The organism is Rahnella sp. EDr1-12, assembly GCF_049206505.1.
Taxonomy (GTDB): Bacteria; Pseudomonadota; Gammaproteobacteria; order Enterobacterales; family Enterobacteriaceae; genus Rahnella; species Rahnella rivi.
Genome location: NZ_JBLZNY010000001.1, coordinates 1,689,163 through 1,702,255, shown reverse-complemented (window position 1 = coordinate 1,702,255; position 13,093 = coordinate 1,689,163). Strand labels below are relative to the sequence as shown.

Genomic DNA, 13,093 nt, shown 5'->3' with positions numbered 1-13,093 from the left:
CGTAAGATTCAGGCTCACTGGTGTGAAAATTATTTGCCGCTATAGTAATGATTACTTTACATGAGGCGGCAAAACCTTTTTTCTATTCTCACTCTGGTGTCACACGGACTCTTATGCAACACGCACAATCGCGCCGGCTGAACCGGCAGGATTTCAAAACGCTGTCCCTGGCTGCGCTGGGCGGCGCCCTCGAATTCTACGACTTCATCATTTTCGTCTTTTTCGCTGCGGTAATCGGCGATCTTTTCTTTCCTGCAGATATGCCCGACTGGCTGCGTCAGGTTCAGACCTTTGGCATTTTCGCCGCCGGTTATCTGGCACGTCCGCTGGGCGGCATTATCATGGCGCACTTCGGCGATTTAGTTGGCCGCAAGCGCATGTTCAGCCTGAGCATTTTACTGATGGCGCTGCCAACGCTGGCCATGGGGATGCTGCCAACCTATGCCTCAATCGGCATCGCTGCACCGTTATTGCTGTTGTTGATGCGCGTTCTGCAGGGCGCGGCGATTGGCGGAGAAGTGCCCGGTGCATGGGTCTTTGTGGCAGAACACGTTCCGCGTAACCGTATTGGTTTTGCCTGCGGGACGCTGACCGCCGGGCTGACGGCGGGGATCCTGCTAGGTTCTCTGGTGGCAACCCTGCTTAACAGCGCAATGACGCCTGCGGCGATCAGCGACTTTGGCTGGCGAATTCCGTTCTTCCTCGGCGGTATTTTCGGCCTGTTTGCTATGTATCTGCGTCGCTGGTTGCAGGAGACGCCGATCTTCCTTGAGATGAAAGCGCAAAAAACGCTGGCAGAAGATCTGCCGCTGAAATCAGTGGTAGTGAATCATAAAAAAGAGATCGTGGTATCGATGCTGATGACCTGGCTTTTGTCGGCGGGCATCGTGGTGATCATTCTGATGACGCCAACCTGGCTGCAAAAGCAATACGGCATTCCGGCTGCGCAGGCGTTACAGGCGAACAGTCTGGCGACCATCGCTTTGACGTTTGGGTGTATCGCGGCGGGCTGGATTGTTGACCGCTTTGGTGCCAGCAAAACCTTTATCGTGGGCAGCCTGTTCCTTGGCATCTGCAGCTGGTCCTTCTACCATTCTGTGGCCGCAGACCCGTCGATGCTCATGGGCATGTATGCGCTGGTAGGGTTCAGCGTCGGGATCGTTGGCGCGGTGCCTTATGTACTGGTTCGCGCATTCCCGGCTGAAGTCCGTTTTACCGGTATTTCATTCTCGTACAATGTGGCTTACGCCATTTTTGGCGGGCTTACACCGTTATTTGTCACGTTGATTATGCGCGTGACGCCGATGGCACCGGCGTATTACGTTCTGGCGTTATCGGCGATCGGCTTGCTGACGGGCATCTATTTAACCCGTGATCTCAACAGTGAGGACAAGACACCGGCCCGTTATGATCAGCGGGTGACCTCCGGGCGTTAATGGCAACCGGGCCTTTCGACGGTAAAAACATCGGTACTATATCGGTACTACACCGGTACTATAAAAGCCAAAGGCCCCGCACAAGCGAGGCCTTTTTAGATCGTGCAGAGGGGAATTATGCCCCGGCGGTTACCGCATTCAGTGCGTGACCGTGAGGTTCGCCAATCGGCAAAATGGTGCGACCGTATTGTTCGTTGAGCACTTCAGCCATGGCCAGATAGATTGCGCTGGCGCCGCAGAAAATGCCTTCGAAACCGGCAAAGTGCAGTACGGCGGTGTTGCCCGTCATGTTGCCGAAACACAACAATGCGAACAAAATCGTCAGGCTTGCGAAAACAACCTGCAAACCTCGGTTGGCTTTCAGGGTGCCGAAAAACATGAATAAGGTGAAAATGCCCCACAGGCCAAGATACGCGCCGAGGAAACTTTCACTGCTGGCATCAGCCATGTCCATACGTGGCAGCATCAGAATGCCCACCAGGCTCAGCCAGAATGCGCCGTAAGAGGTGAACGCCGTGGTGCCAAAGGTGTTTCCCTTTTTGAATTCCATCATGCCGGCCAGAATCTGAATCAGACCGCCATAGAAAATACCCATGCTCACGATCACCGCCGTCAGCGGGAAGAAGCCTGCATTGTGTAAATTCAACAAGATAGTGGTCATACCGAAGCCCATTAACCCGAGCGGGCCTGGATTTGCCAACGTTTTGCTCTGCATAGATCCTCTGAATAAGAAATATTACGAATAGATAACTGGGGGATATCCGCTTGCGAAATGGGTAAAAACCCCACATATCTTCAGAAGCGCGCGGCATCATAAAGAGGTGGCGGCGGGCAAACATTGATCTGGCGTAACAGCAATCGAAGATTTTTTTTCACTTGTCCCCTTGATGCTGCGCTGCATGGCCCCATCTTATTCCCAACCGCAGTTGTTACCGTCGGGAAAGCCGCGATATCGGGCAGTTGAAATCGAACTATTGAAATCGAAAATATTGCCCGCATATACAGTAACAACATGATCGAATATGAATTTTAAGTGGAGACGTTTAAATGGGTAAAATTATTGGGATCGACCTGGGTACTACCAACTCTTGTGTAGCTATTATGGATGGCACTACTGCACGTGTGCTGGAGAATGCTGAAGGCGACCGCACCACTCCTTCCATCATCGCTTATGCGGCAGATGGCGAGACTCTGGTAGGTTCTCCGGCTAAACGTCAGGCTGTGACTAACCCACAGAACACCCTGTTTGCGATTAAGCGCCTGATTGGCCGTCGCTTCCAGGATGAAGAAGTTCAGCGTGACAAAGGCATCATGCCTTACCAGATCGTAGGCTCCGACAACGGTGACGCCTGGATCGACATCAAAGGCCAGAAAATTGCACCTCCGCAGATCTCTGCTGAAGTGCTGAAGAAAATGAAGAAAACCGCTGAAGATTATCTGGGTGAACCCGTTACTGAAGCTGTTATCACCGTACCTGCATACTTCAACGATGCACAGCGTCAGGCAACCAAAGATGCTGGCCGTATCGCAGGTCTGGAAGTAAAACGTATTATCAACGAACCTACCGCAGCGGCACTGGCTTATGGCCTGGATCGCGAAGTCGGTAACCGCACTATCGCGGTATACGACCTGGGTGGTGGTACTTTCGATATTTCCATCATCGAAATTGATGAAGTAGATGGCGAAAAAACCTTCGAAGTTCTGGCAACCAACGGTGACACTCACCTCGGTGGTGAAGACTTCGACAGCCGTCTGATCAACTACCTGGTTGAAGAGTTCAAGAAAGAACAAGGTATGGATCTGCGCAATGATCCGCTGGCGATGCAACGTCTGAAAGAAGCGGCTGAGAAAGCGAAGATTGAATTGTCTTCTGCTCAGCAAACTGACGTGAATCTGCCGTACATCACAGCAGATGCGACCGGTCCTAAGCACATGAACATCAAAGTGACCCGTGCAAAACTGGAATCTTTGGTTGAAGACCTGGTTAACCGTTGTATCGATCCGCTGAAAGTCGCGCTGAAAGACGCAGGTCTGTCAGTGTCTGACATTCAGGACGTGATCCTGGTCGGTGGTCAGACGCGTATGCCAATGGTTCAGAAGAAAGTGGCTGAATTCTTTGGTAAAGAACCACGTAAAGACGTGAACCCGGACGAAGCTGTTGCTATCGGTGCAGCGGTTCAGGGTGGTGTGTTGGCAGGTGATGTGAAAGACGTTCTGCTGCTGGACGTTACTCCGTTGTCACTGGGTATCGAAACCATGGGCAGCGTAATGACGCCGCTTATCACCAAAAACACCACCATCCCGACAAAACACAGCCAGGTGTTCTCTACTGCGGAAGACAACCAGTCTGCAGTGACCATCCATGTGTTGCAGGGTGAGCGTAAACGTTCAAGCGATAACAAATCTCTGGGTCAATTCAACCTGGACGGTATTCAGGCAGCGCCGCGCGGTCAGGCACAGATCGAAGTGACCTTCGATCTTGACGCCGACGGTATCCTGCACGTGTCTGCGAAAGACAAGACTACCGGCCGTGAGCAGAAGATCACCATTAAGGCATCTTCTGGTCTGACGGAAGAAGAAATCCAGAAAATGGTCAATGATGCCGAAGCGAATGCTGAGTCTGACCGTAAGTTCGAAGAACTGGTCCAGACCCGCAATCAGGCGGATCACCTGATCCACGGTACCCGTAAGCAACTGGAAGAAGCCGGCGACAAACTGCCAGTGGAAGACAAAACCGCCGTTGAAGAAGCCCTGCAAGCACTGGAAGTTTCTGCTAAAGGTGAAGACAAGGCTGACATCGAAGCGAAAATCCAGGCGCTGGTACAGGTTTCCGGTAAGCTGATGGAAATGGCTCAGCAGCAGGGTCAGGCTGAAGGCGGCGATAACAGCGCTCAGAAAGATGATGACGTTGTTGACGCTGAATTCGAAGAAGTCAAAGACAAGAAATAATCGCCCTTAAGCGGGCACAGTAAGAGTTCATTACTGAAAACCAGCACGGGCGTCGAGGAAACTCTGCGCCCGTGCACGCATGTTGAGGGTAGGTTAAAGCATGGCGAAGCAAGATTTTTATGAGATTTTAGGCGTATCCAAAACAGCGGATGAGCGTGAAATCAAAAAGGCCTACAAGCGCCTGGCGATGAAGCATCACCCTGACCGCAATCAGGGCGATAAAGCCTCTGAAACTAAATTTAAAGAAATTAAAGAAGCGTATGAAATTCTGACCGATGCGCAAAAGCGTGCGGCCTATGACCAGTACGGTCATGCAGCCTTTGAACAAGGTGGCATGGGCGGCGGTGGTGGCTACGGCGGTGGCGGCGGTGCAGATTTCAGCGACATCTTTGGTGACGTCTTTGGCGACATCTTTGGCGGCGGTCGCCGTCAGCGTGCAAGCCGGGGATCAGACCTGCGTTACAACATGGATCTGACTCTGGAAGAGGCCGTTCGTGGTGTCACCAAAGAAATCCGCATTCCTACGCTGGATGAATGTGACGTCTGCCACGGCAGCGGCGCGAAAGCGGGCAGCTCTCCGGCCACCTGTCCAACCTGCCATGGTGCGGGTCAGGTTCAGATGCGTCAGGGCTTCTTCACCGTGCAGCAGGCGTGTCCGACCTGTCAGGGGCGCGGTAAGGTCATCAAAGATCCTTGCAGCAAATGTCACGGTCATGGCCGCGTAGAGCGTTCGAAAACCTTGTCCGTGAAAATCCCTGCGGGTGTAGACACCGGCGACCGTATCCGTCTTGAAGGCGAAGGCGAAGCGGGCGAGCATGGTGCACCGTCAGGCGATCTGTACGTTCAGGTTCAGGTTAAAGCGCACAAAATCTTTGAGCGTGAAGGCAACAACCTGTACTGCGAAGTGCCCATCAACTTCGCTATGGCTGCACTGGGTGGCGAAATCGAAGTCCCAACACTCGATGGCCGCGTGAGCCTGAAAATTCCTGCCGAAACGCAAACGGGCAAGATGTTCCGTATGCGCGGACGCGGTGTGAAATCCGTGCGCGGCGGTGCTCAGGGCGATTTAATGTGCCGCGTTGTTGTTGAAACGCCGGTCAGCCTGAGCGACAAACAGAAGCAGTTGCTGCGTGATCTGGAAGAAAGCTTTGGTGGCGTCTCGGGCGAGAAAAACAGCCCGCGCTCTAAAAGCTTCCTGGACGGCGTGAAAAAGTTCTTCGATGATCTGACCCGCTAATCCCGCGCTGAAAACAGCGACGGAAAGCCAGACAAAATCCCCGGCAGCGGTTGACGCTCCGGGGATTTTTTTATAGGTCAAAACAGGCAAAAGCCTGAAATCCAATGATTCGTAAAAACCGAGTTATACTGCAGAAATAATCGAATTTTTACGAAGTGAGTCTTTGCGTACAATTCGGTCATTCCATTGTGGCAATCCCTTTTGCGCCACGGTTTTTCTACAGGAGAGTCAGAATGTCGAATATTATTCGTCAGTTTTTACGGATGGAAGCCGCCGGAGGTGTGGTGCTGATCGTCGCGGCTATCGTGGCATTGATCATGGCGAACAGCCCGTGGCAGGGGGCTTATCAGGCATTTCTGGATATTCCCGTTACGCTACGTTTTTCAGAACTGCTGATCGATAAACCTCTTTTGCTCTGGATCAATGACGGCCTGATGGCGGTGTTTTTCCTGATGATCGGGCTGGAAGTGAAGCGTGAGCTGTGCGAAGGCGCGCTGGCAAATCGTGAACAGGCGCTATTCCCGGCAATTGCCGCTCTGGGCGGAATGATTGTGCCTGCGCTAATCTACTTACTGTTTAACGGTAGTGATGAGATCGCTCGTCAGGGATGGGCCATTCCTGCGGCCACCGATATTGCTTTTGCGCTTGGGGTGATGGCGCTGCTGGGTTCGCGTGTACCGACAGGGCTTAAAGTATTTTTACTGGCGCTTGCAATCATTGATGACCTCGGTGCGATCGTCATCATTGCACTGTTTTACAGCCATGATGTCTCTGTGCTGGCGCTGGGGCTGTCCGCGGTTTGCATCGGGGTGTTGGCATTCATGAACTGGCGGGGAGTGACCAGACTGACGCCTTACCTCGTTGTGGGCGCCGTGTTCTGGGTATGCGTACTGAAGTCTGGCGTACACGCCACCCTGGCAGGAGTGATCCTCGGGTTCCTGATCCCGCTGAACACCAAAAAGAATAAACCATCACCGGCGCGTCGCCTTGAGCATGGCATTCATCCTTACGTCGCCTGGTTTATTTTGCCTGTCTTTGCTTTTGCCAATGCGGGGATCTCATTGCAGGGCGTATCGTTATCTGGTGCTTTTTCCCTGTTGCCTTTGGGCATCGCTGCCGGATTACTGCTCGGTAAGCCGTTGGGTATCATCCTTTTCAGCGGTGTCGCCCTGAAGTTGGGCCTAACCCGTTTGCCGTCGGGAATTACGTTTAGCCAGATTGCTGCTGTGTCTGTGTTGTGCGGTATCGGTTTCACCATGTCGATTTTTATCGGCTCACTGGCCTTCGCTACACGTGACCCGGCACTGCTGACCTACGCGAAAATGGGCATCCTGATGGGGTCTGTGGCTTCGGCGGTATTAGGTTACTTACTGTTAAGCCGCTCTTTGCCAAAGAAAGCCCTCAAATAATGATGAAGGTGCAGCGCGTTTCAGGGCGCGCTGCGCTTTTATTTTTCAGGAACGGATAAAACATGCCTCATATTAACTACAACCATTTGTATTATTTTTGGCACGTCTGTAAATCAGGTTCTGTCGTCGGAGCCGCAGAGGCCCTTTATCTGACGCCGCAGACCATCACCGGGCAGATAAAATCCCTTGAGGAACGTTTAGGCGGCAAGCTTTTTAAACGTCAGGGGCGCGGTCTGGTGCCGTCTGAGCTGGGACAACTGGTTTATCGCTACGCTGATAAAATGTTCACGCTGAGCCAGGAAATGCTGGATATCGTGAATTATCGCAAAGAGTCGAGTTTGCTGTTTGACGTTGGCGTAGCGGATGCGCTGTCGAAACGGCTGGTCAGTCGCGTGCTGGAAGCCGCCGTACCGGCTAACGCGCAGATTCATCTGCGCTGCTTTGAATCCACCCACGAAATGCTGCTGGAACAACTGAGCCTGCATAAGCTGGATATGATCCTGTCGGACTGTCCGGTGGATTCGACGCAACAGGAAGGGTTGTTTTCAGTCAAGCTGGGAGAAAGTCCAATCAGTTTCTATTGCTGCAACCCACCTGCGGGTTTTGATTTTCCTGCCTGCCTGGAGCAACGTTCTTTGCTGATCCCGGGACGTCGCTCAATGCTGGGGCGCAAGCTGCTCAACTGGTTTAACACGCAGGGTTTGAAAGTGAATATTTTGGGGGAGTTTGACGATGCTGCCCTGATGAAAGCTTTCGGCATGAATAATGACGCGATATTTGTTGCCCCAGCGATTTACTCTTCGACTGAGTTTCAGGACGAGAACATTGTTGAGGTGGGACGTGTCGAGGGGATTCTGGAAGAGTACTACGTGATTTTTGCCGAACGTATGATCCAGCATCCGTCGGTGCAAAGGATTTGCCACACGGATTTTTCAACACTGTTTGAGTAACAGTTCAGGCAAGACTCAACATTCAGGTATAAAAAAACCGGCGTTAGCCGGTTTTTTTATCAAGCATATCAGCGTAATGCAATTATTGCATTGCGTTGATTTGCGCAGTCAGGTTTGACTTATGACGCGCTGCTTTGTTCTTGTGGATCAGGCCTTTACAAGACTGACGATCCACAATTGGTTGCATTTCGTTAAATGCATTTTGTGCAGCAGCTTTATCGCCTGCTGCAATAGCCGTGTATACCTTCTTGATAAAGGTACGCATCATTGAACGGCGGCTCGCGTTATGCTTACGACGTTTTTCTGACTGTACGGCGCGTTTCTTAGCTGATTTGATATTAGCCAAGGCCAACTCCCAAATATTTTTCTATTGATGAACAATTCAAAGGCCGAGGAATATGCCTTTTCGGTCTTCTGTTGTCAACGGATTTGTGCAAATAAGCGTCGTTTTAAAGTGTGAACTTCAATCGTCGCTTGTTACGTTGTGATGGCGCAGGATTTTAACAGCTTCCGGCATCGGAATACAGTCTTTCGCGAGAAAAATCGACAGGAGAGTGTACAAACTGCCCACGGCGGCCATTAACGCTTTGTTTATGCGAAAAGTCACGCATTCCCTGCACGAAAAGAAAGATTTTCGTCACCACACACTCATTTGAACCGCAATATCTGCGGTATGCAAGAGAGAATGGTGTGATCCTGCTAATCGCTGGTTAACCTTGGGGGCTGTACAAGGTATAATCCGCCGATTTCCATCTTTATGAGTCAGCATTGGATTTGAGCCAGCTATGGAGCTAATTCGCGGAATACACAATATTCGAGCACGCCATCATGGATGTGTGCTGACTATTGGCAATTTTGATGGTGTACACCGTGGTCACCAGGCCCTGATTGAACAGCTAAAGCTGGAAGGTCAACGTCTGGGGCTGCCGGTGATGGTCATGATATTTGAACCACAGCCGCTGGAACTGTTTGCAGGGGATAAAGCGCCTGCTCGTTTAACCAGCCTGCGTGACAAAGCCAAATATCTGGCTGAGTGCGGCGTAGATTATCTTTTATGTGTGCACTTTGAGCCGCGGTTCGCTGCGCACATGGCACAGGCGTTTGTCTCACAACTGTTGGTCGAAAAGCTGGGCGTCAAATTCCTGACCGTTGGGGATGACTTCCGCTTTGGTGCCAGTCGTTTGGGCGATTTTGAACTGTTGCAGAAAGCCGGAAAAGAGTATGGCTTTGAAGTGATCAGTACCCAGACGTTCCGCGAAGGCGGTAACCGTATCAGCAGTACGGCAATCCGCGATGCGCTGCGTGACGATGACTTAGCACTGGCCGAAAACTTACTGGGCCATCCGTTCAGTATTTCAGGTCGCGTCGTCCACGGTGACAAACTGGGGCGCACGATTGGTTTCCCGACGGCTAACGTGCCGTTAAAACGCGTAGTTTCACCGGTTCGCGGCGTGTATGCCGTCGAAGTTCTTGGCCTGGGCCCGGAACCTTTGCCGGGCGTCGCCAATATTGGTATTCGTCCGACGGTCGGTGGCGTACGCAAGCAGTTGGAAGTTCACCTGCTCGACACCACATTAGATTTATACGGGCGCCACATTGACGTGGTGCTTCGCGCAAAATTGCGCAACGAACAGCGTTTCTCCTCGCTTGATGCTTTAAAGCAACAAATTGCGAACGATGAGGTGACGGCCCGGGAATTCTTCGGGTTAAAGACACCACGCTAAACTTGTACTGACAGGCGTGTAACAAAGCCTGGAATCCAGCCGAAAACGGAACCGAGAATCTATGAGTGACTACAAGAACACCCTGAATTTGCCGGAAACAGGGTTCCCGATGCGTGGCGATCTGGCCAAGCGTGAACCTGACATGCTGAAAAATTGGTATGACCAGGATCTGTACGGGATTATTCGTGCTGCCAAGAAAGGCAAGAAAACCTTTATTTTGCATGACGGCCCTCCGTATGCGAACGGCAGCATTCATATTGGTCACTCAGTCAACAAAATTCTTAAAGACATGATCGTTAAGTCCAAAGGGCTGGCGGGCTTCGATGCGCCTTATGTACCGGGCTGGGACTGTCATGGTCTGCCAATCGAGCTGAAAGTCGAACAACTGATCGGTAAGCCGGGCGAGAAAGTGACCGCCGCGGAATTCCGTCAGGCGTGCCGTAAATATGCCGCAGAACAGGTTGAAGGTCAGAAGAAAGACTTCATCCGTCTGGGCGTGCTGGGCGACTGGGATCATCCGTACCTGACCATGGACTTCAACACTGAAGCCAACATCATCCGTGCGCTGGGCAAAATCATCGGTAACGGCCACCTGCACAAAGGGGCTAAGCCGGTTCACTGGTGTACAGATTGTGGTTCATCACTGGCTGAAGCCGAAGTGGAGTATTACGACAAAAGCTCCCCTTCTATTGATGTGATGTTCAATGCAACCGATGCGGCTGCGGTGGCGGCGAAATTCGGCGCGACGTCCTTTAACGGCCCGATTTCGCTGGTTATCTGGACCACCACGCCGTGGACCATGCCAGCAAACCGTGCGATTTCACTGAACGCTGAGTTCTCCTATCAGCTGGTACAGATTGACGGGCAGTGCGTGATCCTGGCAACCGATCTGGTTGAAAGCGTCATGAAACGCGCAGGCGTTGCACAATGGACCGTACTGGGCGAGTGCAAAGGTGCCGATCTCGAATTACTGCGCTTCAAACATCCGTTCCTTGGTTTCGACGTTCCGGCGATCCTCGGTGATCACGTGACCCTCGATGCCGGTACCGGCGCCGTGCACACTGCACCTGGCCATGGCCCGGATGACTTTGTTATCGGCCAGAAATACGGTCTGGAAGTGGCAAACCCGGTGGGGCCGAACGGTTGCTACCTGCCTGGCACATACCCGACGCTGGACGGTAAATTCGTCTTTAAAGCCAACGATTTGATTGTTGAGCTGCTACGTGAAAAAGGCGCATTGCTGCACGTTGAGAAAATCACGCACAGCTATCCGTGCTGCTGGCGTCACAAAACACCGATCATCTTCCGCGCTACGCCACAATGGTTCATCAGCATGGATCAGAAAGGCCTGCGTCAGCAGTCTCTGGAAGAGATCAAAGGCGTGCAGTGGATCCCTGACTGGGGCCAGGCACGCATCGAAAATATGGTCGCTAACCGTCCTGACTGGTGTATTTCCCGTCAGCGTACGTGGGGCGTACCGATGTCTCTGTTCGTTCATAAAGACACCGAACAACTGCATCCGCGCAGCCTTGAGCTGATGGAAGAAGTCGCGAAGCGTGTTGAAGTGGACGGCATTCAGGCGTGGTGGGATTTGAACCCGGAAGACATTCTGGGTGCTGACGCTGCTGATTACGTGAAGGTGCCGGATACGCTGGACGTCTGGTTTGACTCCGGTTCCACACACTCTTCCGTTGTGGATGTGCGTCCTGAGTTCAACGGTCACGAGCCTGATCTGTATCTTGAAGGTTCTGACCAGCATCGCGGCTGGTTCATGTCTTCACTGATGATTTCCACGGCGATGAAAGGCAAAGCGCCTTACAAGCAAGTGCTGACTCACGGCTTCACCGTCGATGGTCAGGGCCGTAAAATGTCTAAATCCATCGGCAACACCATTGCGCCTCAGGACGTGATGAATAAGCTGGGTGGCGACATTCTGCGTCTGTGGGTTGCGTCTACGGATTACACTGGCGAAATCGCCGTGTCCGACGAAATCCTCAAACGTGCTGCTGATTCTTACCGCCGCATCCGTAACACCGCGCGCTTCCTGCTGGCGAACCTTAACGGTTTCGATCCTGCGTTGCACAGCGTGGCTCCGGAAGAAATGGTCGTACTGGATCGCTGGGCCGTTGGCCGCGCGAAAGCCGCTCAGGAAGAGATCATTGCTGCGTATGAAGCCTATGATTTCCATGGCGTTGTACAACGTCTGATGCAGTTCTGCTCGATCGAAATGGGCTCCTTCTACCTCGATATCATTAAAGATCGCCAGTACACCGCGAAAAGCGACAGCGTTGCCCGCCGCAGCTGCCAGACCGCGCTTTATCATATCTGTGAAGCACTGGTTCGCTGGATGGCACCGATCATGTCCTTCACTGCAGACGAGATCTGGGCTGAATTGCCAGGTAAACGTGAGAAGTTCGTCTTCACCGAAGAGTGGTACGACGGTCTGTTTGGCCTGATCGGTAACGAATCCATGAACGATGCGTTCTGGGATGAGTTGCTGAAAGTTCGTGGTGAAGTGAACAAAGTGATCGAACAGGCTCGTGCAGATAAACGTCTTGGTGGTTCTCTGGAAGCTGCTGTCACCTTGTACGCAGACGACGCGCTGGCCACTGACCTGCGTTCACTGGGCAATGAACTGCGTTTCGTCTTACTGACCTCCGGTGCGAAAGTCGCTGCGCTGTCAGAAGCCGACGATTCCGCTCAGGCCAGTGAATTGCTTAAAGGCCTGAAGATCGGCCTGGCAAAAGCCGAGGGCGATAAATGCCCGCGCTGCTGGCATTTCACTACCGATATTGGGCAGAACGCGGAACACAGCGACATCTGCGGCCGTTGTGTTACTAACATTGCCGGCGACGGCGAAGAGCGTAAGTTTGCATAATGAGTAAACCTCTCAGTTCTACCGGACTCCGCTGGCTATGGCTGGCGGTTCTCGTCGTTATCGTCGATCTCGGCAGTAAGTTTATGGTCATGGGGCATTTCCAGCTCGGTGAATCTCTGCCGCTGATCCCGTTCTTTAACCTGACCTACGCCCATAATCCGGGTGCAGCGTTCAGTTTCCTCGCGGATAAAGGCGGCTGGCAGCGCTGGTTCTTTACTGCCATCGCGTTGGTCATTGTGGTCGTTCTGCTGGTACTGATGTATCGCAGCAGCGCGAAACAGCGCATGAATAACATTGCGTTTGCGATGATTATTGGTGGCGCGCTGGGCAACATGTTTGACCGCATGGTGCACGGTTTCGTGATCGACTTTATTGATTTCTACGTGAATGACTGGCATTACCCGATCTTCAACTTGGCCGACAGTTTTATCTGCGTCGGTGCGGTGCTGGTCGTGCTGGAAGGTTTCCTCGCGAAACCGAACGAAGCGACGAAGAGCAAAGGATAAGAAG

Annotated in this window: 10 protein-coding genes; 8 read left to right on the top strand and 2 right to left on the bottom strand. The window is 52.4% G+C overall.

All coding sequences use genetic code 11. The features are described from left to right. Window positions 1–113 precede the first annotated feature (113 nt). Complete coding sequence (locus ACO0U8_RS07850) at window positions 114–1,436, top strand: MFS transporter (RefSeq protein ID WP_421670571.1); 1,323 nt, start codon at window positions 114–116, stop codon at window positions 1,434–1,436. Between the two features lie 115 nt (window positions 1,437–1,551). Here ACO0U8_RS07850 and satP read toward each other — a convergent pair whose 3' ends face one another. Continuing rightward, the gene (gene satP, locus ACO0U8_RS07845) at window positions 1,552–2,151 is read right to left on the bottom strand and encodes an acetate uptake transporter (RefSeq protein WP_421670570.1); all 600 of its coding nucleotides are present in this window, start codon (window positions 2,149–2,151) and stop codon (window positions 1,552–1,554) included. Between the two features lie 332 nt (window positions 2,152–2,483). Between satP and dnaK the strand changes: the two genes are divergently transcribed. From dnaK to nhaR, 4 genes are all read left to right on the top strand, one after another. Continuing rightward, entirely contained in the window at window positions 2,484–4,385 is a 1,902-nt protein-coding gene (gene dnaK / locus ACO0U8_RS07840; protein ID WP_421670569.1) for a molecular chaperone DnaK, read from the top strand. A gap of 100 nt (window positions 4,386–4,485) precedes the next feature. Continuing rightward, the gene (dnaJ, locus tag ACO0U8_RS07835) at window positions 4,486–5,622 is read left to right on the top strand and encodes a molecular chaperone DnaJ (protein WP_056776775.1); all 1,137 of its coding nucleotides are present in this window, start codon (window positions 4,486–4,488) and stop codon (window positions 5,620–5,622) included. A 233-nt stretch (window positions 5,623–5,855) separates the two neighbouring features. Further along, a complete protein-coding gene (gene nhaA, locus ACO0U8_RS07830) occupies window positions 5,856–7,031 on the top strand; it encodes a Na+/H+ antiporter NhaA (RefSeq protein ID WP_421670568.1) in 1,176 nt (391 codons plus the stop codon). 62 nt (window positions 7,032–7,093) lie between these two features. Next, the gene (gene nhaR / locus ACO0U8_RS07825) at window positions 7,094–7,981 is read left to right on the top strand and encodes a transcriptional activator NhaR (protein WP_056776782.1); all 888 of its coding nucleotides are present in this window, start codon (window positions 7,094–7,096) and stop codon (window positions 7,979–7,981) included. 82 nt (window positions 7,982–8,063) lie between these two features. On the opposite strand, the gene rpsT is transcribed toward nhaR, so the two are convergent. After that, window positions 8,064–8,327, bottom strand: a complete 264-nt coding sequence (gene rpsT / locus ACO0U8_RS07820) for a 30S ribosomal protein S20 (protein WP_056776784.1) — start codon at window positions 8,325–8,327, stop codon at window positions 8,064–8,066. A 439-nt stretch (window positions 8,328–8,766) separates the two neighbouring features. Between rpsT and ribF the strand changes: the two genes are divergently transcribed. From ribF to lspA, 3 genes are all read left to right on the top strand, one after another. Then, window positions 8,767–9,705: a bifunctional riboflavin kinase/FAD synthetase gene (gene ribF, locus ACO0U8_RS07815; protein WP_056776787.1), complete on the top strand. Its 939-nt coding sequence runs from the start codon at window positions 8,767–8,769 to the stop codon at window positions 9,703–9,705. A gap of 61 nt (window positions 9,706–9,766) precedes the next feature. After that, entirely contained in the window at window positions 9,767–12,583 is a 2,817-nt protein-coding gene (gene ileS / locus ACO0U8_RS07810; protein WP_122094220.1) for an isoleucine--tRNA ligase, read from the top strand. Next, window positions 12,583–13,089 (top strand): signal peptidase II, encoded by a 507-nt coding sequence (lspA, locus tag ACO0U8_RS07805; RefSeq protein WP_056776793.1) that lies wholly within the window; start codon window positions 12,583–12,585, stop codon window positions 13,087–13,089. Before ileS ends, lspA begins: the two co-directional genes overlap by 1 nt. Window positions 13,090–13,093 lie beyond the last annotated feature (4 nt).

Excerpts from the sequence above, each read along its gene's own strand:
- ACO0U8_RS07850 (WP_421670571.1), top strand. The coding sequence starts at position 114 with ATGCAACACGCACAATCGCGCCGGCTGAACCGGCAGGATTTCAAAACG.
- satP (WP_421670570.1), bottom strand. The coding sequence starts at position 2,151 with ATGCAGAGCAAAACGTTGGCAAATCCAGGCCCGCTCGGGTTAATGGGC.
- dnaK (WP_421670569.1), top strand. The coding sequence starts at position 2,484 with ATGGGTAAAATTATTGGGATCGACCTGGGTACTACCAACTCTTGTGTA.
- dnaJ (WP_056776775.1), top strand. The coding sequence starts at position 4,486 with ATGGCGAAGCAAGATTTTTATGAGATTTTAGGCGTATCCAAAACAGCG.
- nhaA (WP_421670568.1), top strand. The coding sequence starts at position 5,856 with ATGTCGAATATTATTCGTCAGTTTTTACGGATGGAAGCCGCCGGAGGT.
- nhaR (WP_056776782.1), top strand. The coding sequence starts at position 7,094 with ATGCCTCATATTAACTACAACCATTTGTATTATTTTTGGCACGTCTGT.
- ribF (WP_056776787.1), top strand. The coding sequence starts at position 8,767 with ATGGAGCTAATTCGCGGAATACACAATATTCGAGCACGCCATCATGGA.
- ileS (WP_122094220.1), top strand. The coding sequence starts at position 9,767 with ATGAGTGACTACAAGAACACCCTGAATTTGCCGGAAACAGGGTTCCCG.
- lspA (WP_056776793.1), top strand. The coding sequence starts at position 12,583 with ATGAGTAAACCTCTCAGTTCTACCGGACTCCGCTGGCTATGGCTGGCG.